Raw genomic sequence first — 23,527 nt, 5'->3', positions numbered from 1 at the left:
GCCACACCTGCTGGCCGTGGCGGCGAGCGCCTCGGCCAGCAGGTGTGGCAGATGCGAGATGGTCGCGGCGGCGGCGTCGTGCTCGTCGGAGCGGGCCGGGACGACGACGGCCCGGCAGTCCAGCGCCAGGTGCATCACCTGCGTCCACACCGCCGCATCGACGTGATCGTCGACACTGATCACCCACGGTGCGCCGACGAACAGGTCGGCGGTGCCGGCGGTCCACCCCGAATACGCGGTGCCTGCCATCGGATGCCCGCCGACAAATCGTTCCAGGAGTCCGGCGGCGCGCACCGCGTCGCGCACGGCACCCTTGACGCTGGTGACGTCGGTCAGGGGGCAGTCCGGTGCGACCTCACGGATGTGTCCCAGCATCTGCGGTAGCGCGGGCACGGGCACTGCCAGGACGATCAGCGCTCCGGTGGCCGCCGCCCGCGACAGCGCCTCGTCGAGGTGGCCCGTGGCGTCGAAACCGTCGAACCGCGCCGCGTCGACCCCGTCCACCGATCGGTTGTAGCCGAACACCTCGCGGCCGGCCGCCGTGGCAGCCCGCATGACCGAGCCGCCGATCAGTCCCAGACCGACCACACACACCGGTGTCTTCGTCACGCTCCAAGGTTGGCACATCGGCGCGCCCGTGCGACGCCAGGAGGTGCGGACTCGCTGGTCATGGCCCTGACGGGGGACTACCGTACGTGGCATGGGAGCGCAGAGTGCACAGCCGCAGAAGAGGGCAGTGGATGTGCCGGATGGCTTCGGTGTGGCCGTCGTCCGGGAGGACGGGAAGTGGCGGTGCACCGCGATGCGTGCCGCAGCCCTGACCAGCTTGACCGCCGCGGAGAATGAGCTACGTGAACTGCGCAGTGCCGGAGCGGTTTTCGGCCTTCTGGACATCGACGACGAGTTCTTCGTCATCGTGCGTCCTGCTCCGTCGGGCACCAAGCTGCTGCTGTCGGACGCCACGGCGGCGCTGGACTACGACATCGCCGCCGAGGTGCTCGAGAAGCTCGATGCGGACATCGAGGACGAGGATCTCGAACGTGCCGACCCGTTCGAGGAGGGGGACTGCGGGCTGCTGTCCGACATCGGGCTGCCCGAGGCGGTGCTGGGCGTCATCCTCGACGAGAGCGACGACCTCTACGCCGACGAGCAGTTGGGCCGGATCGCCAGGGAGATGGGCTTCGCCGACGAGCTCGCCGCGGTGCTCGAGCGACTGGATCGGTGACCGACGACGACCTGATCCGGGCCGCGTTGGCCGCCGCTCGCGGTGCGGGGGCCCGGGACGTGCCGATCGGCGCGGTCGTCATCGCTGCCGACGGGACCGAACTGGCCCGCGCCGCCAACGCCCGCGAGGAACTCGGTGACCCCACCGCGCACGCGGAGATCCTGGCGCTGCGAGCGGCCGCGCTGGTCATGGGTGACGGCTGGCGGCTGGAAGGTGCCACGCTCGCGGTGACTGTGGAGCCCTGCACGATGTGCGCGGGTGCGCTGGTGATGGCGCGGGTCGCGCGGGTGGTGTTCGGCGCGTGGGAGCCGAAGACGGGCGCGGTCGGCTCGCTGTGGGACGTGGTCCGCGACCGGCGGCTGACACATCGGCCGCAGGTCCGCGGTGGAGTGCTCGCCGACGAATGCGCAGGCCTGCTGGAGGAGTTCTTCGCCCGCCAGCGCTGAGCGTTCCTTTCGCCGAGTGTGAACCCACGGCTGTGTTTTGGGTGGTTTCAGCGACCACCAGTTCACTTTCGTGTGGCTGACAGGAGGCGGTTTGGGCAGACAGCCGCTCGTCGGTAAGCTGCCCCACGGTGGCGTGTCCGAGCGGCCTAAGGAGCACGCCTCGAAAGCGTGTGACGGGTAACCCCCGTCCGAGGGTTCAAATCCCTCCGCCACCGCCACGCAGATCGCCCCGGCTCCGGTCGGGGCTTTCCGCTATCTGGAGCCGGTACCGGCCGCGACGGTGATCATGGCGCAGGGCGAGCTTGCCGAGGTGGCCGGCCCCTCTGCCGTACACATCCGGCTGTCCGTCGCTGCGCCGACGGCCGGCATCGCAGCGTTGATCGGGACGCCGAACAGGTTGAGCTGGTTGAGGATCACCACCACGGCATAACCGTCGTGGTCGCCGGTGGTGGTGGTGTCGGTGTTGTAGGCGTTGGCCAGTGCAACCGTGCCGCCCAGCCGGGCCCGGCCACTCGAGATCAGATCTGCGGCCAGGGCGTCTCTGGCCATGTTCGACGACACGTAACCGTGCCGGGGCAGCAAGCCGGTCCAGACGAGTTCCTCGGTGCTGAACGCACCGCTCCAGACGTAGCCGCTGCTGGTCTCGACCGGGTCCGGTCCGAAGATCCGGCCGTGGTTGTTGTCCACCAGGAAGAAGTCGTCCGAGTAGCCGACGAGCAGGCCCCGCGGCTGCTGCTGGTAGCGACGATCGTCGATGAGCCCGCGGAAACCGGTGCTGTGGAAGAGGCGGGGTGGGAACCCGGCACGGCGCATGGCGGCGTTGAGTTTCCACGCCGCCCCCAGGGCACTCTTCGACGTCGGGTCGACGAAGATGACGTTGATCGGCTCGAGCACCGTCCTGCCTTCGTAGGGCAACCCGCCGTAGTCGGCGATGTTGCCGGTCCACTCCAGCATCCATTTGCCGATGTCGCCGTACTCGGTCGTGACCTGGTCGGCGGGCGACGGAGCTACAGGCGCTGACGGTTCGACAGTCGATACAGCCGAGGTGTCCTGGATTTCGCGGCGAGGCTGCGGCAGCACATCGAGCGCCACCGTCTCCGGCGCGGCCGCGGAGCCACCTTTTCGGCTCGACCTGTTCTCGGTGGCGAGTGACTGCTCTTCGCCGGGTGCGTCGTCCTCGGACTTCGTGACGCCCTCGAGCGAGGAAGGCGGCGCTGACGCGGGACCGTCGTCGGCCCGGGAGCGCCGATCGGTGTCGCTGCCGGTGTCGCCGTCTGCTTCGTCGGACGTCTGGTCTCGCGTGTCCTGCCGTGTGGACCCGGTGATCTGCCTTTTCGGCGACCGGGCGGTACTCGAATCCGTGGCGGTGTCCCCGCCGGTCGGTGACTGCGAAGCACGATCGTCACCGGCATTGCTGGATGGTGTGTCAGCACCGGCAACCGCGGTGCCGCCGGCGACCGCGGCTCCGATCCCCAGGGCCACCGCCAGCAGTCCGACGCGGCCGATGTACGTCGAGCTTCGGCGCGACGACGGCTCAACAGTCGAGAGTGCTTGCTGTGCAGCGATATACGACGCACTGTGTCGGCCCATGGTGATGCCCCCGTATCCCCGAGGCCGGATCGATTCTGCGGATTCTCTTCTTCAGTCGCCGGCCGGGGAGAGTTTATCCCGCCGGGTGCAGATCTGGCTAAGAAGTCGATCAGTTGCTGCAACAGTCACTCGCCGTGGTGATGGTCCCCGTGAGCGTCGTGTGACGGCTCCAGTGCGGGCGCTTCGGTAGGCGCCGGGGCTTCGATCGGGGAGACCGGCGTGCCGAGCGGTTCTGCGGCGGGCGGCGCCGGATGGTCATGGTGGTCATGCTGCAGGCCCGAGGCCACTCCCACCGTCGACGCGGCTGCGATGACCGCCCCAGCGCCGGCGAGGATGATCGCGTTCGCAAACGCGGGTATCAGATTCCGCTGGTGTCCGCGGTACCACACCCAGCCCGCGCCCATCACGACGTAGATCTCCAGCAGAAGAGCGCAGAGGTCGGCACCGTGTACCAGTTCGGCTGTCCCTGCCCGCGGACCGAACGGCGCACCGGCGGTCCGGGACAGCGCCCAGATGATGATGGTCCCGACATTGACCATGACTCCGACGGCCAGCACCGACGAACTCGCCCGCACTAGCACCCACAGCGCCCAGATCAGTTGAAACAGCGCGACCGACACAAAGAACAGTCCCGCGGGGAGCCATTCCTGCCAATGCGTCGGCACGACGGCGAAGTGGATGACCGCCGCGCCGAGTGATGCGATCGCTGCCATCCGGGCGGCAAGCCCGCTGTCGCTCTGCGTCGCTGTTCTGGCGGTCACGCGTCCGATGATGGCAGCGCCTGCCCACCACGTCGCCGGGCGACATCACATCTCAACCCGACCGAGATTCACCCGACACCGCTGACAGCAGTCAGCCCGCCACTCCGACTGGAGTGACGGGCTGACCGAATGCCGTGGGCGTTCTACTTCTTGAACGCGTCCTTGACCTTCTCGCCGGCATCCTTGATGCTGGATTTCGCCTGGTCGAGCTTGCCTTCGTTCTCGGTGTCCTTGTTGCCGGTCACCTTGCCGAAGCCCTCTTTGGCCTTGCCGCCGAGGTCATCGATCTTGTTGCTTGCCTTGTCGTCAGCGCCCATGGTGCACACCCTTCAGTTGGCGTGGGTTGCGGCTCGGAGTCGAGCCATGCGCGACGGTTACCTCGGGGATCGTCTTCTGAAACCCATTCGGGTGGGACGTCACACTTGCCGGGCTACACGCCTGCCGCCACCTCGGCGGGTGCCGGCTCCACGGTCACCTTGATGGCCTCGCCCTTCTTGACGATCTGGAACGCCTCGAGCACGTCATCGAGCGGGATGTGACGAGTGATCAGGTCCTTGACCGGCACCTGGCCGGTGGAGATGTACTCCAGCGCGCGCTTGTTGTGTTCGGGCGCGGATCCGTTGGCGCCGTGGATGTGCAACTGGCGGTAGTGCACGACGTTCGAGTCGCAGGTGATGGTTGGGTCGGTCTTGGGTAGGCCCCCGAAGAACGAAATACGACCGTTTCGGGCCGCCATCGCGATGGCCTGTTCCTGAGCGACGTTGGCGGCGGTGGCGGTGATGACGACGTCGGCGCCGCGGCCACCGGTCAACTCCATCACCTTCTCGACCACGTCGACCTCGGCGCCGTTGATGATCTCCTCGGGCGCTACCGCGTCGGCCGACATCTGGAGGCGGGCCTGGTTGACGTCGACCAGGTAGACGGGTCCGCACCGATGGACGCCTCGCGCGATCCGGATGTGCATGCAGCCGATGGGGCCTGCGCCGAACACCACCACGGTGTCGCCCTCTTCGATGCCGAGTAACTCCTGGGCATTGATCGCGCACGCGAAGGGCTCGGCGGCTGAGGCCTCGTCGAAGCCGACGTTGTCCGGAATCCGGTTCAGGCCATCAACTTTGAGCACCTGGCGCGGCACGATCATGTATTCGGCGAAGCCACCGTCGTACTGATATCCCATCGACGTCTGGTTCTGGCACACCGCCATCCAGCCCTTCTTGCATTCATAGCATTCGCCGCAGGGCACGGCGGCGATCACCTGGACCCGGTCGCCCACCTGCCAGTTGCTGCCGTACGTCGAGTTGACGTCGGCGCCCACCTCGGAGATCTCGCCGGCGATCTCGTGTCCGATGGTGCGGGGCGGGGTCAGGTTCTGGTGGCCGTTGTAGAAGATCTTCACGTCGGTGCCGCACGTCGAACAGTTGCGGACCCGCAGTTTGACCTCGTCGGGGGCGCACGTCGGCTCAGGAACGTCTTCGAGCCGGACATCCTCGGGTGCGTAGAACCGCAATGCCTTCATGTGGGGATTCCTCTCGAGTCAACGACGTATCGACTGATGTGCTCTTCAGCACTCTATCGCTCAACCGGGCATAAAACCACCAAAATATCTGACCATTTTTGACCGAATGCTTGCATTTGTGCCCGTTTGTGCGGTGTACTGGGCGTATGTGATCGGCATCACCAGCCGATACAGAATCGGAGGACTCGAATGTCAGGAGCAGCTGTCCAGGACGCGCCGGCGCCGACCGGAATGCGCGTGCGCGTGCAGAAACTCGGCACCGCGCTGTCGAACATGGTCATGCCCAACATCGGCGCGTTCATCGCTTGGGGCCTGATCACCGCGCTGTTCATCGAGCAGGGCTGGCTACAGGCGATCTTCGCCGGGTTGAGAGATCCCGACGGCTGGGTCGCCAAGCTCGGCGGCTGGGGGGCCTACGACGGCGCCGGAATCGTCGGACCCATGATCACCTACCTGCTGCCGATCCTGATCGGCTACACCGGCGGCCGGATGATCCACGGCAACCGCGGCGCGGTGGTCGGCGCGATCGCCACCATCGGCGTCGTCACGGGCGCCGACGTCCCGATGTTCATGGGCGCCATGATCATGGGGCCGCTGGGCGGTTGGGCGATGAAGAAGCTCGACGCGCTGTGGGACGGCAAGATCCGGCCCGGCTTCGAGATGCTGGTCGACAACTTCTCCGCCGGCATCCTCGGGATGTTCCTGGCGATCTTCGGCTTCTTCGGCATCGGGCCCATCGTGTCGTCGTTCACCCGGGTGGCCGGCAACGCGGTCGACTTCCTGGTCGAGAACAACCTGTTGCCGTTGACCTCGATCCTCATCGAGCCGGCCAAGGTGCTGTTCCTCAACAACGCGATCAACCACGGCGTGCTGACACCGCTGGGCACCACCCAGGCGCTCGAGACGGGGAAGTCGATCCTGTTCCTGCTGGAGGCCAACCCGGGCCCCGGCCTCGGACTGCTGTTGGCGTACACGTTCTTCGGTCGCGGCATCGCCCGGGCATCGGCGCCCGGCGCGGCGATCATCCAGTTCTTCGGCGGCATCCACGAGATCTACTTCCCGTACGTGCTGATGAAGCCCAAGCTGATCATCGCGACCATCCTGGGCGGCATGACCGGCGTCTTCATCAACGTGCTGTTCGGATCCGGGTTGCGGGCACCTGCCGCTCCGGGCTCGATCATCGCGGTCTACGCACAGACGGCCAGCGGCAGCTTCCTGGGCGTGACGCTGTCGGTGTTCGGCGCGGCGGCGGTCTCGTTCCTGGTCGCCGGCTTGCTCCTGAAGACCGACCGCGCCACCGACGATCCGGATCTTGCTGCCGCCACCGCCGACATGGAGGCGATGAAGGGCAAGAAGTCCAGTGTGGCCTCGGCGTTGACAGGGGGCGGGACCGCGACCCTGACGCGACCGATCTCCACGATCGTGTTCGCCTGCGATGCCGGAATGGGATCGTCGGCGATGGGAGCGTCGGTGTTGCGCAGGAAGGTTCAGAAGGCCGGCTTCGGCGACATCAAGGTCACCAACTCGGCGATCTCCAACCTGACCGACACCTACGACCTGGTGGTCTCGCACCGCGATCTGACCGATCGGGCCCGTCAGAAGACGCCGTCGGCCGCCCATGTCTCCGTCGAGGACTTCATGAGCAGTCCGCGGTACGACGAGATCGTCGAGCAGTTGCAGCAGAGCCAAGGCGGAGGTGCCACGCAGGACGCGCCGGTCGAGGAACCGGTCGCCGAGGACTCCGCAGGCGGTGCCGAGGTGTTGGCGCTGGAGTCGATCGTGCTGAACGGGTCAGCGCGCACCACTGCCGATGCGATCAGCGAGGCCGGCCAGTTGCTGGTGGCCGCCGGAGCGGTGGAGGCGGCCTACGTCGACGCCATGCACGAGCGGGAACGGTCGATCTCCACCTATATGGGTAACGGGTTGGCGATTCCGCACGGCACCAACGAGGCCAAGGACACCATCCGCCGAACCGGGCTGTCCTTCGTGCGCTACTCCGAGCCGATCGACTGGAACGGCAAGCCGGCCGAGTTCGTCGTCGGGATCGCCGGTGCGGGCAAGGATCACATGGCGCTGCTGACCCAGATCGCTCAGGTGTTCCTCAAGTCCGAGGATGTCGCGCGGCTGCGGGAGGCGCAGACCGCCGACGAGATCAGGACCATTCTCACCGGTGGCGACAAGTAGACGACACGTACCGTGACGTCGGTGGATTCCGACACTCGTCAGAGCCGGATCGTCGAGTTCGCCCGTACCCGCGGGCGGGTCGAGGTGGGGGCGCTGGCCGAGGAGTTGGATGTCGCGAGCGAGACGATCCGACGCGATCTCAAGGTGCTGGCCGGCCGCCGTCTGCTCAAGCGGGTGCACGGCGGCGCGGTGCCCATGGAGACGGCGGCCTTCGAATCGGGTGTGGAATACCGAAGTCAGGTGGACCTCGCCCAGAAGCACCGGATGGCCTCCGCGGCAATGGAACTGCTGCACGGAGCCGAGACGGTGTATCTGGACGAGGGCTTCACGCCACGACTGATCGCCGAGCGACTCTCTGAGCGGGACCTGACGGTGGTGACGTCATCGCTGCTGGCCGCGGAGACGCTGGCCCACAGTCGCACGGTGACGGTGCTGCTGCTCGGTGGCCGGATGCGGGGCAGAACGCTTGCGACAGTGGATCACTGGGCGGTGGACATGCTCAGCGGTCTGGTGATCGACGTGGCGTTTCTCGGCACGAACGGGATATCGCTCGAGCACGGTCTGACGACACCCGACCCGGCGGTGGCCGCGGTGAAGAGCACCGCCGTACGGGTGGCGCGGCGGCCGATCCTGGTGGCGGCGCACTCGAAGTTCGGGGAGAGCAGTTTCTGCCGATTCGCGAAGGTGGCCGACTTCGAGTCGATCGTGACAGGCTCGGAACTCGGTGTCGCCGAAGCCCGTCGGTACGAGGCGTTGGGCCCGGTCGTCATCCGGGCCTGACGGTCAGTTCAGGGCGCAGGCGGGACGGTGTGATGTCGGCGCCGGCGGCGAGATCGTCCACGAGTGCGGCGGCCCAGGCGAGGAGACCGTCGACGTCGACGCGATGCGGCGACCGGTGCGCCACCGTGCCCAAATTGGAGGAACCGCGGCGCAACAGCACGGAAGCACCGTCGAGGTTGCCGCGCTGGACGTGGGTGATGCCGACCGCGAGCTGCGCCAGGCCCTGCCACAGCGGTCTCTCGTCAGCCGGGCCGTTCTTCCACGCGGCCTCGAGCACCTCGTGGGCGTTGAACGCCAGGCCGCGGTCCAGCAGATCCTGGGCGTAGGTCAGCGATCGGGCCGGAGGCAGTTCGAGATCGTCGGGGATCCGCGGAACGCCCTCGCTGCCCGGCGGAAGCGGTCGGCCCAACGCGTCCCGCGGTCGGGTGTTGCGTGGCCGGCCGGATTCGTCGCGATCGCGTTCGGCCATCAACCCTCCGTGGCCACTACGACCCCAGCAGACGGGTGACCTGTTCGCTCAGGGCCACACCGAGGTCGCGGTTGTTCTGTTCGGTGAAGTGCAGACCGTCCACGCCGTCTGTCGAGATCGCCGAACCGGCGTCGAAGAACGGCACCTTCACGAACGAGGCCATCGCGCCGTACACCTCGGCGAGCCGGGCTGACTTCTCCTGGCTGCCTTCGAATATCAGCTGGAACCACGGGTGCGGCATCGGCGGCAGCGGTGGCGGCGAGACCACCAACACCTGGGGCGCAGGGTAGCCGGTGCCCACCCCGCCGGCGCTGGTGAGCACCTGGGTGACCAGCACCGACATTCCCAGCGCGATGTCCAGCGGGGTGCGGTGGAAGTACGCCTTGGTGTCGTTGGTGCCGAGCATCAGGACCACCAGATCCAGCGGCAGATGGCTGGCCAGCGCCGACGGAAGGTACGTCGATCCGTTCAACCGTGGGTCGGTCGGGTCGTCGATGTTGGTGGTGCGCGCGGACAAACCCTCCTCGATCACCTGGTAGCCGCCGCCGAGCGTCTCCTCGAGCACACCCGTCCAGCGCTGTTCGCGCGGGTACCGGTCGGTGGGCATCCCGTCAGTGACCGGAACCCAGCCCCAGGTCAGCGAATCACCAAAGCAGAGAATCCTTTTCACGGCCATGCTCAGACGCTAGTCCTCGATGATCGCGTCGGCCGCGTCGTCACCCGGCACCCGCTCCTTCTCGTCCTCGTCGACGACGGTGAAGAAGGAGTCACCGTCCTCGGGTGTCCCGTCGATCTGCCCGGCGGTGCGGCGGGTCGGGCGCTCGTCGGAACCACCCGGCTCGAGGACGTCGGGAACCTCGGCGGCCAGCTTTTCGTCGAGGGTCTCGTCATCCTCGGGCTCGATCCACTCCTCGGGCGGGTCGACGACGATGTCGCCGTCGTCGTTGCGGACCTCGTCGGAGTCGAGTGATTCACTGGGCCCCAGAGTGTTGTCCGGGCCTGCGTCGTCCCTGTCACCATCCATGTCGTCGAGTGTGCCCCATTGTGCAGACGGTCAACCGAGCCGTGCCCGCGCGCCGTCGAGAACCGCCTCGATGTCGCACCACGTGTTGCGCACGATGTCGGCGACGGGCTGCAGGTCGGTGATCCGTGAGGACACCTGACCGGTGTTGGCGACGCTGGCCTCCAGGTCGCCCGCGAAGTACAGGTCGGTGATCCGGCCGAGCAGTTGTGCCCCGGGATCGTGCTCGCGGATGCGCGCGGCCAGCCCGGTCCGCAGGACCCGCATGGTCGGATTGCCGGGAACATCGAGCAGGACCGTGCCCGCGTCGTCGGCCGCGACGATCGCGTCCTTGAAGTTGGCGTGCACCGCGGCCTCCGTGCTGGCGAGCATCCGGGTGCCCATCTGCACACCCTCGGCGCCCAGCACCACCGCGGCAGCGCCTGAGCGGGCGTCGCACATCCCGCCGGCGCAGATGATCGGCAGCCCGACGCGCTCGGCGACCAGCGGTAACAGCACCATGGTCGAGGCGCCCAGCGCCGACTTGAATCCACCGCCCTCGACCCCTTCGACCACCAGCGCGTCGACCCCCGCGTCGGCCGCCTTCAGCGCACCCTTGAGCGACCCGACGACATGCACCACTGCCATACCGGCGTCGTGCAGCCGTGAGGTGAACAGCGCCGGGTCACCCGCGGAGGTGAACACGTGGCGCACCCCCGCGGCGGCCAGGACGTCGACGATCGACGGGTCGCGTTTCCACCCCTGGATCATCAGGTTCGCCGCGACCGGCCGGTCGGTGAGATCGCGCACCCTCAGCAGATCCGCCCGGCCGGCCTCGGTGAGCGTCTCGATCATGCCGAGACCGCCGCCTTCGGATACCGCCGCCGCCAGTTCGGCGCGGGCGATGTAGGTCATGGGGGCCTGAACAATCGGGAACTCGACACCGAGGAGTGCTTGAATGCGGTTGGTCACGCAGACCATCCTGCTACGGTCCGGTGCGTGTACCGGGTGATCCAGTGGGGGACAGGCGCTGTCGGAACCGAAATGGTCACCACCATCCTGGATCACCGGGAGGACCTGGCGCTCGTCGGTGCCAGGGTGTACTCCGAGGACAAGAACGGCCGTGACATCGGGACGCTGGTCGGCCGCGACCCGATCGGGGTGTGTGCCACCACCGACGTCGACGAGATCCTGGCGCTGGAGGCCGACTGCGTTCTGTACACCCCGCGCACCGCCCGGGTCGACGACGTGTGCGCGCTGCTGGCCGGCGGCAAGAACGTGGCCACCACGGCGTTCATGTTCCACCCGCAGCGGATGGCCGCCGCCGATCGCGACCGGGTGCTCGCGGCATGCGAGACGGGCGGCACCTCGGTGCACGGCAGCGGTATCAACCCGGGGAACCTGTCGGGCGTGCTGCCGTTGGCGCTGTCCGGGATGAGTCGCACCATCGACAGGATCACGCTGCAGGAGCGCGCCGACTGGTCGGTGTACGAGAGCACCGCGATCACGTTCGACAACATGGGCTTCGGTCGGCAGGTCGATCAGATCAGCCCGACGGCGACCGAGTTCCTCGCCTTCAACAGCTCGATCTTCGTCGAGCAGGTCTGGTTCCTCGGCGACTCACTCGGAGCCGACCTCGACGAGGTGACCGCCACCGTCGAAGCTGTTGCCGCGCAAGACGATCACCAGATCTTCGACCATCTGCTGCGGGCGGGGACAACCGCGGGTCAGCGATGGAACTGGACCGGTCTTCGGGATGGGCAGCCGCTGGTCGAGATCGAGACACTGTGGACGGTCGGCGGCGAATACCCGGAGCACTGGCCCACCCCGCAGCACGGGTGGACGTTGACGATCGAGGGCGACCCGTCGATGCGCACCCACTTCTTCTCGCTGGCGAGTTTCACCCGCGCCGCGTCCATGACCGAACACGTCCGCTCGGCGAGCGTGGCCACCGCGATGCAGGTGCTCAATGCAGTGCCCGCGATCTGCGAGGCCCCGCCGGGCTTCGCGACGACCGCGTCGCTACCGCTGGTCTACAACCAGGGCGCCTTCCGTCAGCCGTAGTACATCACCCAGAAATCGTTGCTCCACGCGCCGCCGTCGCACTTGAGCGGGTGACCGTCGGGACTCTGCGCCGCGCTGGAGGTCTCGGTGCACGGCGACCGCAGCGTGCGCACCCCGATCAACGGCGCGTGGGACACCCACTGCCCTTTCGAGTTGCAGGCCAGGGTGTTGCCGGCGGCGTCCGTGCCGAAGTTGTAGCGGGGTGCCTGATTGCAGGCGCCGCCCGCCTGCGCCTCGAAGTCCACATACGGCACGCAGTCGGCGCCGTCGCACGTGGTCGGTGACGCCACCGCCGTGCCGGTTCCGACACCGATCAGGGGCGCGGCGAGAACACCACCGGCGAGTGCAGCGACAGCAATCAGCTTCATGGGCCATAGCGTAGGTTGCCGGCCCCCTGTCGTGAGCGCCGTTTGCCCGCATTGACCGACGCATGATCGAGCATTTGCTCCGTGTCGCAGTCCCGAGGCGTATCGTCTAATTTCATGAAGTCGCTGGTAGGGGTGTTGTCCATGGGTTTGCTGTCGGCGGGTGTGCTGGTCGCGGCGCCCACCGCGAACGCCGACACCGTCGCCTATCTGGTCAACGTGCACGTCCGTCCCGGCTACAACTTTCCCAACGCCGAGGCCGCGATCGGCTACGGACAGACGATCTGCGACCGGGTGGCTGCGAAGATGGGCTATGCCGAACTGGTCGACCAGGTGAAGGCCGACTTCCGCACCACCGATTACTACCAGGGCGGCTACCTGATCAATCAGGCCGTCAACGAACTCTGCCCTGCGCAGATCTGGCAACTGCGGCAGTCGGCCGCCGGCTACACACCGTTCGGGTAGCCGGCCCCGGCCAGACCTACGGGCAGCTCACCTCGATCTCGAACGGCTTGTTCACCGGTTGCATCGGGTTGGCCATGTCCACACCCGTTGCGGTTCCGGAGATCTTGTAGGTGCTGCCGTCCTTCTCGGCGGTGGCTTCGCCTTGGCCGGCGCCGCTCTGGTAGCCGAGCGTCACACCGTTGACGTTGCCGAGGCCGACGGACTGGACGACGGGATCGTCCCCGGTGCTGACGACGACGCCGATCCCGGTGGTGGCGTCACCGATCGCGATGTTGGTGTTGCCGCCCATGTCCGAGCAGACGACGGTGCCGGCGACCTCTTGGTCCTGCCCGTCGATCGTCACCGTGCTCGTGCCTTCGGCCGCGGCGGCCGACGAGGTTTCTCCCGATGTGCTGGACCCCTCATCGCTCGACGAACAGCCCGACAGACCGGCGATGACGATCGCTGCGCCGCCCACGGCGACCACGATTCCACGGTTCACGACGGTTCTCCTTTGTGTTGTGTGGTTCGTCGAGAGCGGCGAACCATCCAGAGCAGTATGGTCGGCACTCCACGGGAGGGCACGATGATTGTCGAAATCAATCGGTGCAGGTGAAACAGGTCAGCAGGCTACTTTGATCTTGAAAGTCCCTGACGTGCGGAAGCTCGGGTTGGCGGTCTCGAAGCCCTCTGCCGTCCCGTCGATCTCGTAGGTGCGCCCGGTCATGGTGACCGTCGCCTCTCCGCCCAGTCCGGCGTTGAAGCTGCCGGTGAATCCACCGAGATCGGTGATGCCGACCTGCTTGACCACGAGTACGTCCTCGCTGGCCACCAGTGCGGAGATCCCGCTGGCTTCGGGGTTGTTCGCGTCTCCGGTGGTGATCGTGGTCAGCGGGCCTGCCTCACTGCACTGCACCGAGTCGGTGGTCCCGAGGTCCTGACCGTTGACCGACACCTGAGCGGTCCCCGCAATGAGCTCGCCCGGCGGCGGCTGGTAGTCCGACGGTGGCGAAGACGAGCACCCCGCGGCGGCAAGGGTGGCCGCGACAGCGCCGGCGGCGAGGGCCCATCGTGTGGTCACAGTGCAGAATCTACGACGTGGGCGACCCGTTGTTCAGTGATCCGTTCTTTCGCGTGGAAGCCGAACTGCCGGGTCGCCTCGGTCGGACCGGGGTGATCAGCACCCCGCACGGTGACATTGCGACGCCGGCCTTCATCGCCGTCGGCACCCAGGCCACCGTCAAGGCGGTGCTTCCCGAGACGATGGCCGAGCTCGGTGCGCAGGCGGTGCTGGCCAACGCATACCACCTCTACCTGCAGCCGGGCCCTGACATCGTCGACGAAGCCGGCGGCCTGGGCGCGTTCATGAACTGGTCGGGGCCCACCTTCACCGACAGCGGCGGCTTCCAGGTGATGTCGCTGGGCGTCGGGTTCAAGAAGGTGCTGTCGATGGATGCCACCCGGGTGCAGACCGACGACATCATCGCCGAGGGAAAGGAGCGGCTCGCCCACGTCGACGACGACGGCGTGACGTTCCGTTCGCACCTGGACGGCTCGACCCACCGGTTCACCCCCGAGGTGTCGATCGGGATCCAGCATCAGCTCGGGGCCGACATCATCTTCGCGTTCGACGAGCTGACCACACTGGTGAACACCCGCGGCTATCAAGAGGCTTCGGTGCAACGCACCCACGACTGGGCGGTGCGCTGCCTTGCCGAGCATCGGCGGTTGTCGATCGAGCGCGCCGACAAGCCGCCCCAGGCGCTGTTCGGAGTCGTGCAGGGCGCGCAGTACGAGGATCTGCGCCGGCGGGCCACCCGTGGCCTGGTGTCGATCGTCGACGAGAACGGTCGGGGGTTCGACGGGTACGGCATCGGGGGAGCGCTGGAGAAACAGAACCTCGCGACCATCGTCGCCTGGGTCAGCAGCGAGTTGCCCGTCGACAAACCACGCCATCTGTTGGGCATCAGCGAACCCGACGACCTGTTCGCCGCAGTCGAGTCGGGCGCCGACACGTTCGACTGTGTGTCGCCGTCGCGCGTCGCGCGCAACGCGGCGGTGTATTCGACCACCGGGCGGTACAACATCAACACCGCGCGGTTCCGACGCGACTTCGAACCGATCGACGCCGAGTGCGACTGTTACACCTGCGCCCACTACACCCGGGCGTATCTGCATCACCTGTTCAAGGCCAAGGAGATCCTGGCGTCGACGTTGTGCACGATCCACAACGAGCGCTTCATCGTGCGGCTCGTCGACGACATCCGCGACTCGATCAGCACGGGTCGGTTCGACGAACTGCGCGAGCACGTATTAGGTCGGTACTACTCGAAGCCGGTCTGACCAGCAGCTTCTTAGACGTGTGCACAATAAGACCATGACGACCGCCGCAGAACCGCAATCGCTGCTGCTGCAGATGCTCGACCCGGCCCACCGGGCCGACCCGTACCCGCTGTACGGCCGCATCCTCGAACAGGGCCCGTTGCAGGTGCCCGACAACAACCTGGTGGTGTTCTCCTCGTTCGCCGACTGCGACGAGGTGCTGCGGCATCCGTCTTCGGCCAGCGATCGGCTGAAGTCCACAGTCGTGCAGCGGATGATCGCCGACGGGGCCGAAGCTCGTCCGGTGGGACCCCCCGGGTTCCTGTTCCTCGATCCGCCCGACCACACCCGGCTGCGCAGGTTGGTGAGCAAGGCGTTCGTCCCCAAGGTGGTCAAGGCGCTCGAGCCCGAGATCACCAGGCTGGTCGACGCGTTGCTCGCCGAGACCGGTGACGGCGGACCGTTCGACGCGATCTCCGGGCTGGCGTATCCGTTGCCGGTCGCGGTGATCTGCCGCCTTCTCGGAGTTCCGCTGGAGGACGAGCCCGAGTTCAGCGCCGCCTCGGGTCTGCTGGCGCAGTCGCTGGATCCCTTTGTCAGCGTGACGGGTTCGGCCGGCGGTGGATTCGAGGAGCGCATGCAGGCCGCGATGTGGCTGCGCGACTACCTGCGCGAGTTGATCGGCCGGCGGCGCCGCGACCCCGGTGACGATCTGATGTCGGGTCTGGTCGCAGTCGAGGAGTCCGGTGATCAGCTCACCGAGGACGAGATCGTAGCGACGTGCAACTTGTTGTTGATCGCCGGGCACGAGACGACCGTCAACCTGATCGCCAACGCGATCCTGGCTCTGCTGCGCGACCCCCCACAGTGGGCGGCGCTGGCGGCCGATCCGACGAGAGTGGCGGCGGTGATCGAGGAGACGTTGCGCTACGACCCGCCGGTGCAGCTGATGGGCCGGATCGCCGCCGAGGACATGACCATCGGCGGGGTGCCGATTCCGAAGGGCGACAACATGCTGGTGCTTCTCGCCGCGGCGCACCGCGACCCGGCGGCCTTCGAGCATCCGGACCGATTCGATCCGGACCGCGAGACGATCCGCCACCTCGGTTTCGGCAAGGGGCCGCACTTCTGCATCGGTGCGCCGCTGGCCCGACTGGAGGCCACTGCCGCATTGACCGCGTTGACGGCGCGGTTCCCGGAGGCGGAATTGGCCGGAGAGCCTGCCTACAAACAGAACGTGACGCTGCGCGGTATGTCGGAACTACTCATCACCTTGTGAGACAGCGTATTCAGTGACAGCCGCGCGGACGGTCGAGCGCAACCACCGGTGCCTGCCGTCGTCGTCGTAGGCCCGGTGCCAGACCATCCGGTAGGGCATGTACCTGACCTCCGCCGGGGCCGCCACGATGCGCACCGGGTGCACGCCCGGCCAGGAGTTGGCCAGACTGGCGGGGATGGTGGCCACGAGGTCGGTTCCGGTGATCATCAGCGGTACCGCGCCGTGATAGGGCACTGTGACCGTGGCGGCCCGGTCGGCTCCCAATGTGCGCAGCCGGTAGTCGATGTCGGGCTGCACACCTTCGGCGACGTCGACGACGAGATGGCGCAACTGTGCGTACTCGGTGAGGGTGAACTCCGAGACGCCGGCCGACGGGTGCTCGGCGCCGACCACACACACGAACCGCTCCCTGGTCACCTCGGTGGCCGACAGGTCGTCGGGCGCATAGCCGCCGTATAGGCCGATATCGACGTTGCCGTGGCGGATCTGCTCGGCCATGGTGTCGTAGCGCCAGCTGTGAAAACGCACTGTTGCACAGGGTGATTCGTGAAGGAGTCGGTGACATATCGCCGGCCCGTAGGTGGTCGCGGCGAAATCGGTGCCGACGAGTTGAATCGGCAGCGTCGCAGACGCGGGATCGAACGACTCAGGGCCCACCAGCGCCTCGAGTGCGGGCAGAACCTCCTCGAGTTGAGCACGCAGCGCCTCCGCGCGGGGAGTCAGGCGGTAACCGTCGGGGTCGCGAATCAGCAGCGGGTCCCCCAGCAGCGACCGCAGCCGCTGCAGTGCGCGGCTCGTCGCCGGCTGGCTCAAGCCGAGGCGGACAGACGCTCGCGACACGTGCCGCTCCTCCAAGAGCGCGGCGAGCGCGGGGACGAGGTTGAGGTCCGCGCGCAGTACATGCGTGAGTTGCATAGTTCGAATCATAGAAATGCATGAGACAGATGGCGACCCTTCCGGCAACGTGGGGTAAGGACCCCACTACCGAAAGGACCCGATCGTGAAGATCTCCGGCAACACCATCTTCATTCCAGGGTCGACCAGCGGGATCGGACTCGCGCTGGCGACCGAACTGAAAGCCAAGGGCAACAACGTCATCCTCGGCGGGCGGCGCCGTGAACTGCTCGACCAGATCGCGGCCGAGCATCCCGACTTCGGCACGGTGCAGATCGACACCACCGACCCGGCGAGCATCGCGCGCGCAGCCGACGAGGTCCTCTCCAAATACCCGGACCTCGACGTCGTCATCGCGATGTCCGGCATCATGAAGGTCGAGGACTGGCACCGCCCCGACGACTTCCTGGCCTCCGCCGAATCCGTCGTCACCACCAACGTCCTGGGTCCGATCCGGCTCATCGCCGCCTTCATCGAGCATCTGCAGAGTCGGCCGTCGGCCACCTTCGTCACCGTGTCCTCGGGCCTGGCGTTCGCGCCGCTGAAAGCCACGCCGAGCTACAACGCGTCCAAGGCCGCGATCCACATGCTCACCGAATCCGTGCGCCTCCAACTGGCCGACACCAACGTCGCCTTCATGGAACTGGTTCCTCCCTCCGTGGCGACGGATCTCATTCCCGGACAACGGGACAGCGACTTCGCGATGCCCCTGGACGACTTCGTCTCCGAGGTGATGGGCCTTCTCGAAACCCAGCCGGACGCCACCGAGATCCAGGTCGAGAGGGTGAAGTTCCTTCGCTACGGGGAAGCCCGCGGCGACTACGACACGGTGGTGGCGACGCTGAACGCGGCCGATCCGCACTGAGCGGATGCCGGTCAGCGCGCCAGGTCGTCGATGACGGCGTGTGCCGCCCGCTCACCCGCCTCGACGGCGCCCTCCATATAGGCACTCCAGAACGTGGCGGTGTCGGTCGAGGCCCAGTGGATCGCACCGATCGGTGCCGACAACGCGTGACCGTACGTGGTCCACACGTGCGGGCCGTGGTTGGCGTTGTAGCATCCGCGTGTCCACTGTCGATCGGACCATTCACCGTCGACGTAGAACTCGGGATCTGCTGCCCGGCTTTCGAAGTGGCGAACCAACTCGGCGGTCAACGCCGCCTGTCTCTCATCGACGGGCAGTCGGCCGTAGACGCGGGCCTGCTCGCCCTCGAGGAACAGCAGGATCACGCCGTGGTCGTCGCCGGGGATGCACGTGTCGTTGGACATTCGGGCCGGCCCGATGTCCGAGATGAGCTGTCCGTTGAGTCCGTCTGCGCGCCAGAACGGTTCGTCGTAGACAAAAAACGCCTTCATCGCCGAGCCGTTGGGAAGTCGCTGCGTGAGCTGATCACGCTCCCCGGACAGCGGAGGGTCGTACATGATGCGTCCGGCCAGCGTCGGCGAGATCGCGACGATGACCCTTCGACCGCGGGCCACCAGTCCGCCACGGCAGTGCACGGTGACACTGTCTGCGGTGTGCTCGATCAGCTGAACCGGGCTGTCGAGCACGATCCGGTCGGCGACGAGTGCGGCGAGTCTCTTCGGAATCTCCGCGGTGCCGCCGACGAACCGCGTGGTCTGAGCGCCACCCTCCGATTCGGCGAACAGTTCGGAGGTGACGCCGCAGGTCTGGATCGTGAACAGCAGGTGCAGGAACGACACCTCGACGGTGGGCACCGCCAGGATCCCGACGGTGCAGATCTCCAACAGCGTGCGGGCCACCGGTGAAAGTCCCTGCCGGTCATACCAATCCGCGGCAGTCATGATGTCCCACTCGGCGGCTCTGGGGGCCAGCCACGGAGCGTCGACGGGAACCTCGGCGGCCAGTTCGTCGAGGCGGCGCAACACCTTCTCCAGTTCGGCGAGCTCGTCGCCGAATTGCGTATGGAACTCGCTCTCCCGCAGCACCCCCGATCCGACCAGATCGTAGGAGGTCTCACCGTGGTCGTACTGCGGATAGGTCTCGACACCGAGTTCGGCGGCCAGGGCGAACATCCGGTGGTGGGTGTCGCCGATCCACTGGGCACCGAGTTCGACCGGCAGACCGGGCAGCACCTCTTCGGTGAGGATGCGGCCGCCGACGCGTTCGTCGGCCTCCAGGATCAACGGTGTCAGGCCCGCGCCGAGCAGAGTGCGGGCCGCGATGAGCCCGGAGATCCCGGCGCCGACGACGATGACGTCCGCCTCATGGAGTGCCATGCGGGACACCTTCTCACGCCGGACCTACAGCGGGTTGAGGATCCGCTGCAGGAACTGCCGGGTGCGCTCCTCCTTGGGGTCGCCGATCACCGCTGCGGGCGGGCCCTGCTCGAGGATCACCCCCTGATCCGTGAACAGCACCTGGTCGGAAACCTGTTTGGCGAACTGGATCTCGTGGGTGACGACGACCAGGGTCCAGCCCTCGACCGCAAGATCCCTGATCACGGCGAGCACCTCCCCGACGAGTTCGGGGTCCAGCGCCGAGGTCGGCTCGTCGAACAGCACCACCTTGGGACGCAGTGCCAGCGCCCGCGCGATGCCGACCCGCTGCTGCTGACCGCCGGAGAGCTGGAACGGGTACTGGTCGCGTTTGTCCGCCAAACCCACCTTGCCGAGCAGTTCGTCGGCCTCGGCCTCCACCTCGTCGCGGGGCCGCTTCTGCGCCACGAGGGGGCCCTCGGTGACGTTCTGCAGCACCGTCTTGTGCGGGAACAGGTTGTGGGACTGGAACACGAAGCCGCTCTGTGCCCGGTAGCGGCGCAGTTCATCCTTGCTCACCGGCTTCGCGAAATCGATCGTGACGTCCCCGATCTGGACCACACCCGCGTCGGGAACGTCGAGCGCGTTCAGTGCCCGCAGAAGCGTCGTCTTGCCCGAACCCGACGGTCCGATGATCGCCGTGGCCGTGCCGCGCGGAACCGTGAACGAGACATCCTTGAGGACCTCGTTGTCCCCGAACGCCTTACGCACGCCGTCGGCGACGACGATGTTCTCCGACATGACATTCTCGACTGTCATTTGGCGACATACCTTTCCAGACGACGTTCGATGCGGCCCTGGCTGAACGACAGCACCAGGCAGATCACCCAGTAGTACACCGCGGCTGTGCCGTACAGCGCGAAGAACTCGAACGTCGGAGCGGCGATGATCTGCGCCTGCCGCAGCAGTTCGGTGACCAGGATGGTCGACGCCAGCGAGGTGTCTTTGACCAGTGAGATCAGGGTGTTGGACAGCGGTGGCACCGCCACCCGGGAGGCCTGCGGGAGGATGATGCGTCGCAGCGCCCCCGCATAGTTGAGGCCGATCGTCTCGGCCGCCTCCCACTGCCCCTTCGGGATGCTCTGGATGGCCGAGCGGATGATCTCGGCGGCGTATCCGCCGACGTTGAGTGAGAACGCGATCACCGCCGCGGGGAACGGGTCGATCCGCACGCCGAACTCCGGTAGCGCGAAGAACACGATGAACAACTGCACCAGCAGCGGGGTGCCGCGGATGATCGAGATGTAGAAGCGCGCGAGGTTCGTCAGCACCACGTTCGGCGACAGCCGCGCCAGCGCCACCGCCAACGCGATCACCAGCCCGACGATGAAGCTGATGATCGTCAGCGGGATCGTCATCGTCAGCGCGGCCCTGGCCAGTGGCCACAGGTTGTCGAGGACCAACTGCATCGTCGATCGCGGCTGCGTCGGCGGTGCGTCCTGACCGCCGGAGGCGTTGGCTCTCAGGTACTTCTGCGAGATCTCGCCCAGGGTCCCGTCAGCCTTGAGTTCCTCGATGGCCCGGTTCAGTTCGGGCAGCATGCCGCTGTCCTTGCGCGCGGCGAAACCCTGCTCGCTCCTCTCCCCGGTGGTCGCGGCGATCTTCACGGCGGTGTCGTTGGTCTCGGCGAGGTAGGCGTAGATCGAGAGGCTGTCGTTGACCACGACGTCGACCCGCCCCTGGCTCAGCAGCGCCATCGCCTGGGTGAGCCCTTCGACCGCTTCCACCCGGGCGCCGGCGTCGCGGGCCACCTGGGCCCAGTTGCTGGTGGTGCTCTGCGCGGCGGTCCGGCCTCGCAGGTCGTCCAGCGAGGTGATCGAGTCGTCGTCGGCGCGGGTGACGATCACTCCCTCGCCGATGGCGTACGGGTCGGAGAGGTCGTAGAGCTGTTGGCGTTCCGGGGTGATGGTCACCTGGTTGGCCACCACGTCGAAGCGGTTGGCTTCCAGCGCGGCGAAGATCGAGTCCCACGGCGTCTCGACGAACTCGACGTTCACCCCGAGCTTCTCGGCGACCGCGCGGGCCACGTCGACGTCGTAGCCGGTGAGCTGGCCGGTCGCCGGGTCGTGATAGCTGAACGGTGCGTAGACCCCTTCGGTGCCCACCCGCAGCACGCCGGCGGACTGCACCGGGTCGTCGACATTGTTCGCCGCCGACCCACATGCCGTCAGCAACACGGCGAGCAGCGCGACCACAGCAAGGAGGCCTCGTCGTGGATAACCCATCGGCGGACGGTAACAACCGGGGGGCCGCGGCCCAAGGGTTCTGCTCATCCGGGGCGGTATACCCACGCAACGCCCGGTAATCGCTGCGGATCGAATTCGGCGAGCATGCCGTCGACGGTGGCCGCCGCGTATCCCAGCGAGTCGGCGATCTGACGCAGCGCCCGCGGCACGCCGATCTCGGCCAGCGTGACCGCGCCGTCGCGCTTGGCCAGCCGCGTCCCGGCGGAGTTGAGCACCAGCGGCACATGAGCGTATTCCGGCTCCGGATGGCCGAGCAGCCGTGCCAGGTACGCCTGGCGCGGCGAGGAGGGCAGCAGATCGTCCCCGCGTACCACTTGATCGACCCCGGACGCGGCGTCGTCGACGACCACGGCCAGGTTGTATGCCGGCACCCCGTCGCCGCGGCGGATCACGAAGTCGTCCACCAGGCCGGTGTAGGCACCGTGGAGCACGTCGTGCACGGTGCATTCGACCGTGTCGGTGCGTAGCCGCAGCGCGGGGGGACGTTGTGTCTCCTGCCGCCGCGCTTCCCGCTGATCATTGGCGAGATCGCGGCAGGTGCCGGGATACGCCCCTTCCGGAGCGTGCGGGGCGCGGGGTGCGGCGGCGATATCCTTTCGGGTGCAATAACATTCGTACAGCAGTCCGCGCGTGTTCAGAGTCTCGACGACGGTGTCGTAACGCTGCTCATGTGCGGTCTGCCGGTCGGCCGGCCCGTCCCAGGACAGGCCCAGCGCGGCGAGGTCTGCGAGTTGCCGGTCGGCGATGTCGGCGTGGGTGCGGTCGTCGAGATCCTCGACGCGCATCAGGAACCGCCGCCCTGTGGACCGGGCGAACAGCCAGGCCAGCACCGCGGTGCGCAGGTTTCCGATGTGCAGATCGGCCGACGGGCTCGGCGCGAACCTGCCCGCCCCGGCACTCGTCACTGCGCCAGGGCGTCGGTGAAGGCCGAGCAGAACCAGTCGACGTCGGTGGCCGAGAACACCAGCGGCGGCCGGATCTTGAGCACGTGGCCCTCGCTGCCGCACACCGAGATCAGCACCCGCCGCTCCCGCAGCGCGTTGACCAGACGACGGGCCATCGCGCGGTCGGGAGTCTTGGACTGCGGGTCGCCGACGATCTCGACGCCGATGTAGAGGCCGGTTCCGCGCACATCGCCGAGCCGCGGATCGTCGATGCGGGACAGTTCGGTGCGCAACGCCGCCCCGATGTCGCGGGCGTTGTCGAGCAGTCCGTCGTCGTCGATGACGTCGAGCACCGCGTTGGCCGCGGCCATCGACACCGCGTTGCCGGCGAAGGTGTTGAAGTACGGCACGCCGGTCGCGAAGGGCGCGATCACCTCGGAGCGGCCCGCCATCGCCGCGACCGGCATCCCGTTGCCTATCGGCTTTCCCATCGTGACGAGGTCGGGGACCACGCCGTGCCTGGTGAAGCCCCACATGCCCGCACCGGTCCGGGCGAAACCGGGCTGTACCTCGTCGGCCAGGAACACCCCGCCGCGTGCCCGCACCACGTCGACGGCCGGGCCGAGCACATCCGGTGTCGCATACACGCCGTCGGAGGAGAAGATCGTGTCCAGGACCAGGGCGCTGACACCGAACCCGGCCGCGACGAGGTCGTCCGCGGCGGCGGCGACGTCGGCGGCGAATCGGGCTGCCAGTTCTGCGGCCGGCACCCGGTAGC

General features: G+C 67.3%; 27 protein-coding genes and 1 tRNA gene. 10 read left to right on the top strand and 18 right to left on the bottom strand.

Going from position 1 to position 23,527, the window contains the following annotated elements; all coding sequences use genetic code 11:
* The coding region (locus tag WA965_RS20930) for a prephenate dehydrogenase (RefSeq protein WP_526448027.1) at positions 1-702 on the bottom strand (702 nt) is incomplete at its 3' end.
* Between WA965_RS20930 and WA965_RS20925 the strand changes: the two genes are divergently transcribed.
* The 3 genes from WA965_RS20925 (at position 701) to WA965_RS20915 (ending at position 1,889) form a co-directional block, all read left to right on the top strand.
* Complete coding sequence (locus WA965_RS20925) at positions 701-1,225, top strand: tRNA adenosine deaminase-associated protein (RefSeq protein ID WP_526299906.1); 525 nt, start codon at positions 701-703, stop codon at positions 1,223-1,225. The genes WA965_RS20930 and WA965_RS20925 overlap by 2 nt on opposite strands.
* Positions 1,222-1,671, top strand: a complete 450-nt coding sequence (locus WA965_RS20920; protein WP_526299908.1) for a nucleoside deaminase — start codon at positions 1,222-1,224, stop codon at positions 1,669-1,671. Before WA965_RS20925 ends, WA965_RS20920 begins: the two co-directional genes overlap by 4 nt.
* 127 nt (positions 1,672-1,798) lie before the next feature.
* A tRNA-Ser gene (locus WA965_RS20915) sits at positions 1,799-1,889 on the top strand.
* 34 nt (positions 1,890-1,923) lie between these two features.
* Here the strand turns inward: WA965_RS20915 and WA965_RS20910 are convergent.
* The 4 genes from WA965_RS20910 to WA965_RS20895 form a co-directional block, all read right to left on the bottom strand.
* Positions 1,924-3,261 carry a hypothetical protein gene (locus WA965_RS20910; RefSeq protein WP_526299910.1) on the bottom strand — a complete coding sequence of 446 codons (1,338 nt, stop codon included), beginning with the start codon at positions 3,259-3,261 and terminating at the stop codon, positions 1,924-1,926.
* Between the two features lie 125 nt (positions 3,262-3,386).
* Positions 3,387-4,022: a hypothetical protein gene (locus WA965_RS20905; RefSeq protein ID WP_526299912.1), complete on the bottom strand. Its 636-nt coding sequence runs from the start codon at positions 4,020-4,022 to the stop codon at positions 3,387-3,389.
* A gap of 143 nt (positions 4,023-4,165) precedes the next feature.
* The gene (locus tag WA965_RS20900; RefSeq protein WP_526299914.1) at positions 4,166-4,339 is read right to left on the bottom strand and encodes a CsbD family protein; all 174 of its coding nucleotides are present in this window, start codon (positions 4,337-4,339) and stop codon (positions 4,166-4,168) included.
* Between the two features lie 113 nt (positions 4,340-4,452).
* Positions 4,453-5,538: a zinc-dependent dehydrogenase gene (locus tag WA965_RS20895; RefSeq protein ID WP_526299916.1), complete on the bottom strand. Its 1,086-nt coding sequence runs from the start codon at positions 5,536-5,538 to the stop codon at positions 4,453-4,455.
* A gap of 189 nt (positions 5,539-5,727) precedes the next feature.
* Here WA965_RS20895 and WA965_RS20890 point away from each other — a divergent pair, with 189 nt between their 5' ends.
* Together WA965_RS20890 and WA965_RS20885 are read left to right on the top strand one after the other, a co-directional pair.
* Entirely contained in the window at positions 5,728-7,722 is a 1,995-nt protein-coding gene (locus WA965_RS20890; RefSeq protein WP_526299918.1) for a PTS mannitol transporter subunit IICBA, read from the top strand.
* Between the two features lie 21 nt (positions 7,723-7,743).
* A complete protein-coding gene (locus tag WA965_RS20885; RefSeq protein ID WP_178360657.1) occupies positions 7,744-8,502 on the top strand; it encodes a DeoR family transcriptional regulator in 759 nt (252 codons plus the stop codon).
* Here the strand turns inward: WA965_RS20885 and WA965_RS20880 are convergent.
* Genes WA965_RS20880 through WA965_RS20865 form a run of 4 tightly spaced genes read right to left on the bottom strand, consistent with a single transcriptional unit; the run spans position 8,489 to position 10,943 of the window.
* A complete protein-coding gene (locus WA965_RS20880; protein ID WP_526299920.1) occupies positions 8,489-8,971 on the bottom strand; it encodes a DUF309 domain-containing protein in 483 nt (160 codons plus the stop codon). The two genes, WA965_RS20885 and WA965_RS20880, sit on opposite strands and share 14 nt — an antisense overlap.
* Positions 8,972-8,987: 16 nt before the next feature.
* Entirely contained in the window at positions 8,988-9,647 is a 660-nt protein-coding gene (locus WA965_RS20875) for an SGNH/GDSL hydrolase family protein (RefSeq protein ID WP_526299922.1), read from the bottom strand.
* 9 nt (positions 9,648-9,656) lie between these two features.
* The gene (locus tag WA965_RS20870) at positions 9,657-9,995 is read right to left on the bottom strand and encodes a hypothetical protein (RefSeq protein WP_526299924.1); all 339 of its coding nucleotides are present in this window, start codon (positions 9,993-9,995) and stop codon (positions 9,657-9,659) included.
* A gap of 30 nt (positions 9,996-10,025) precedes the next feature.
* Positions 10,026-10,943 carry an NAD(P)H-dependent flavin oxidoreductase gene (locus WA965_RS20865; RefSeq protein WP_526299926.1) on the bottom strand — a complete coding sequence of 306 codons (918 nt, stop codon included), beginning with the start codon at positions 10,941-10,943 and terminating at the stop codon, positions 10,026-10,028.
* A gap of 72 nt (positions 10,944-11,015) precedes the next feature.
* On the opposite strand from WA965_RS20865, the gene WA965_RS20860 reads away from it, so the two are divergent.
* Positions 11,016-12,035 carry an NAD(P)H-dependent amine dehydrogenase family protein gene (locus WA965_RS20860; RefSeq protein WP_526300000.1) on the top strand — a complete coding sequence of 340 codons (1,020 nt, stop codon included), beginning with the start codon at positions 11,016-11,018 and terminating at the stop codon, positions 12,033-12,035.
* Here the strand turns inward: WA965_RS20860 and WA965_RS20855 are convergent.
* A complete protein-coding gene (locus WA965_RS20855; protein WP_526299928.1) occupies positions 12,026-12,403 on the bottom strand; it encodes a hypothetical protein in 378 nt (125 codons plus the stop codon). The genes WA965_RS20860 and WA965_RS20855 overlap by 10 nt on opposite strands.
* A gap of 114 nt (positions 12,404-12,517) precedes the next feature.
* On the opposite strand from WA965_RS20855, the gene WA965_RS20850 reads away from it, so the two are divergent.
* Positions 12,518-12,865 (top strand): DUF732 domain-containing protein, encoded by a 348-nt coding sequence (locus WA965_RS20850; protein WP_526299930.1) that lies wholly within the window; start codon positions 12,518-12,520, stop codon positions 12,863-12,865.
* Positions 12,866-12,881: 16 nt separating this feature from the next.
* Here WA965_RS20850 and WA965_RS20845 read toward each other — a convergent pair whose 3' ends face one another.
* Both WA965_RS20845 and WA965_RS20840 read right to left on the bottom strand, forming a co-directional pair.
* Positions 12,882-13,346 (bottom strand): lipoprotein LpqH, encoded by a 465-nt coding sequence (locus WA965_RS20845; protein ID WP_526299932.1) that lies wholly within the window; start codon positions 13,344-13,346, stop codon positions 12,882-12,884.
* A gap of 120 nt (positions 13,347-13,466) precedes the next feature.
* Complete coding sequence (locus WA965_RS20840; RefSeq protein WP_526299934.1) at positions 13,467-13,925, bottom strand: lipoprotein LpqH; 459 nt, start codon at positions 13,923-13,925, stop codon at positions 13,467-13,469.
* Between the two features lie 17 nt (positions 13,926-13,942).
* On the opposite strand from WA965_RS20840, the gene tgt reads away from it, so the two are divergent.
* Together tgt and WA965_RS20830 are read left to right on the top strand one after the other, a co-directional pair.
* A complete protein-coding gene (gene tgt, locus WA965_RS20835) occupies positions 13,943-15,187 on the top strand; it encodes a tRNA guanosine(34) transglycosylase Tgt (RefSeq protein WP_526299936.1) in 1,245 nt (414 codons plus the stop codon).
* A gap of 34 nt (positions 15,188-15,221) precedes the next feature.
* Complete coding sequence (locus tag WA965_RS20830; protein WP_526299938.1) at positions 15,222-16,445, top strand: cytochrome P450; 1,224 nt, start codon at positions 15,222-15,224, stop codon at positions 16,443-16,445.
* On the opposite strand, the gene WA965_RS20825 is transcribed toward WA965_RS20830, so the two are convergent.
* Positions 16,428-17,360, bottom strand: coding sequence for a LysR substrate-binding domain-containing protein (locus tag WA965_RS20825; RefSeq protein WP_526299940.1), 933 nt, complete (start codon positions 17,358-17,360; stop codon positions 16,428-16,430). The two genes, WA965_RS20830 and WA965_RS20825, sit on opposite strands and share 18 nt — an antisense overlap.
* Positions 17,361-17,445: 85 nt before the next feature.
* On the opposite strand from WA965_RS20825, the gene WA965_RS20820 reads away from it, so the two are divergent.
* Complete coding sequence (locus WA965_RS20820; RefSeq protein WP_526299942.1) at positions 17,446-18,204, top strand: SDR family oxidoreductase; 759 nt, start codon at positions 17,446-17,448, stop codon at positions 18,202-18,204.
* 11 nt (positions 18,205-18,215) lie between these two features.
* On the opposite strand, the gene WA965_RS20815 is transcribed toward WA965_RS20820, so the two are convergent.
* The 5 genes from WA965_RS20815 to WA965_RS20795 form a co-directional block, all read right to left on the bottom strand.
* The gene (locus tag WA965_RS20815) at positions 18,216-19,580 is read right to left on the bottom strand and encodes a flavin monoamine oxidase family protein (RefSeq protein WP_526448026.1); all 1,365 of its coding nucleotides are present in this window, start codon (positions 19,578-19,580) and stop codon (positions 18,216-18,218) included.
* A gap of 24 nt (positions 19,581-19,604) precedes the next feature.
* Entirely contained in the window at positions 19,605-20,360 is a 756-nt protein-coding gene (locus WA965_RS20810; protein ID WP_526300002.1) for an amino acid ABC transporter ATP-binding protein, read from the bottom strand.
* Between the two features lie 14 nt (positions 20,361-20,374).
* Positions 20,375-21,844 (bottom strand): ABC transporter permease subunit, encoded by a 1,470-nt coding sequence (locus WA965_RS20805; RefSeq protein WP_526299946.1) that lies wholly within the window; start codon positions 21,842-21,844, stop codon positions 20,375-20,377.
* A 44-nt stretch (positions 21,845-21,888) separates the two neighbouring features.
* Entirely contained in the window at positions 21,889-22,770 is an 882-nt protein-coding gene (gluQRS, locus tag WA965_RS20800; RefSeq protein ID WP_526299948.1) for a tRNA glutamyl-Q(34) synthetase GluQRS, read from the bottom strand.
* Positions 22,767-23,527 (bottom strand): aminotransferase class III-fold pyridoxal phosphate-dependent enzyme (locus WA965_RS20795; RefSeq protein WP_526448025.1); only part of this gene is annotated, 761 nt, incomplete at its 5' end. The genes WA965_RS20795 and gluQRS, both read right to left, overlap by 4 nt.

The sequence above is a fragment of the Mycobacterium sp. genome, assembly GCF_049683935.1.
Taxonomy (GTDB): domain Bacteria; phylum Actinomycetota; class Actinomycetes; order Mycobacteriales; family Mycobacteriaceae; genus Mycobacterium.
The sequence above is the reverse complement of the archived record's forward strand: the minus strand, read 5'-3'. Positions and strand labels throughout refer to the sequence as shown.

Coding starts and splice junctions, on each gene's coding strand:
- WA965_RS20925 (WP_526299906.1), top strand. CDS start 701: ATGGGAGCGCAGAGTGCACAGCCGCAGAAGAGGGCAGTGGATGTGCCG.
- WA965_RS20910 (WP_526299910.1), bottom strand. CDS start 3,261: ATGGGCCGACACAGTGCGTCGTATATCGCTGCACAGCAAGCACTCTCG.
- WA965_RS20900 (WP_526299914.1), bottom strand. CDS start 4,339: ATGGGCGCTGACGACAAGGCAAGCAACAAGATCGATGACCTCGGCGGC.
- WA965_RS20895 (WP_526299916.1), bottom strand. CDS start 5,538: ATGAAGGCATTGCGGTTCTACGCACCCGAGGATGTCCGGCTCGAAGAC.
- WA965_RS20890 (WP_526299918.1), top strand. CDS start 5,728: ATGTCAGGAGCAGCTGTCCAGGACGCGCCGGCGCCGACCGGAATGCGC.
- WA965_RS20880 (WP_526299920.1), bottom strand. CDS start 8,971: ATGGCCGAACGCGATCGCGACGAATCCGGCCGGCCACGCAACACCCGA.
- WA965_RS20875 (WP_526299922.1), bottom strand. CDS start 9,647: ATGGCCGTGAAAAGGATTCTCTGCTTTGGTGATTCGCTGACCTGGGGC.
- WA965_RS20870 (WP_526299924.1), bottom strand. CDS start 9,995: ATGGATGGTGACAGGGACGACGCAGGCCCGGACAACACTCTGGGGCCC.
- WA965_RS20860 (WP_526300000.1), top strand. CDS start 11,016: ATGGTCACCACCATCCTGGATCACCGGGAGGACCTGGCGCTCGTCGGT.
- WA965_RS20855 (WP_526299928.1), bottom strand. CDS start 12,403: ATGAAGCTGATTGCTGTCGCTGCACTCGCCGGTGGTGTTCTCGCCGCG.
- WA965_RS20850 (WP_526299930.1), top strand. CDS start 12,518: ATGAAGTCGCTGGTAGGGGTGTTGTCCATGGGTTTGCTGTCGGCGGGT.
- WA965_RS20830 (WP_526299938.1), top strand. CDS start 15,222: ATGACGACCGCCGCAGAACCGCAATCGCTGCTGCTGCAGATGCTCGAC.
- WA965_RS20825 (WP_526299940.1), bottom strand. CDS start 17,360: ATGCAACTCACGCATGTACTGCGCGCGGACCTCAACCTCGTCCCCGCG.
- WA965_RS20815 (WP_526448026.1), bottom strand. CDS start 19,580: ATGGCACTCCATGAGGCGGACGTCATCGTCGTCGGCGCCGGGATCTCC.
- WA965_RS20810 (WP_526300002.1), bottom strand. CDS start 20,360: ATGTCGGAGAACATCGTCGTCGCCGACGGCGTGCGTAAGGCGTTCGGG.
- WA965_RS20805 (WP_526299946.1), bottom strand. CDS start 21,844: ATGGGTTATCCACGACGAGGCCTCCTTGCTGTGGTCGCGCTGCTCGCC.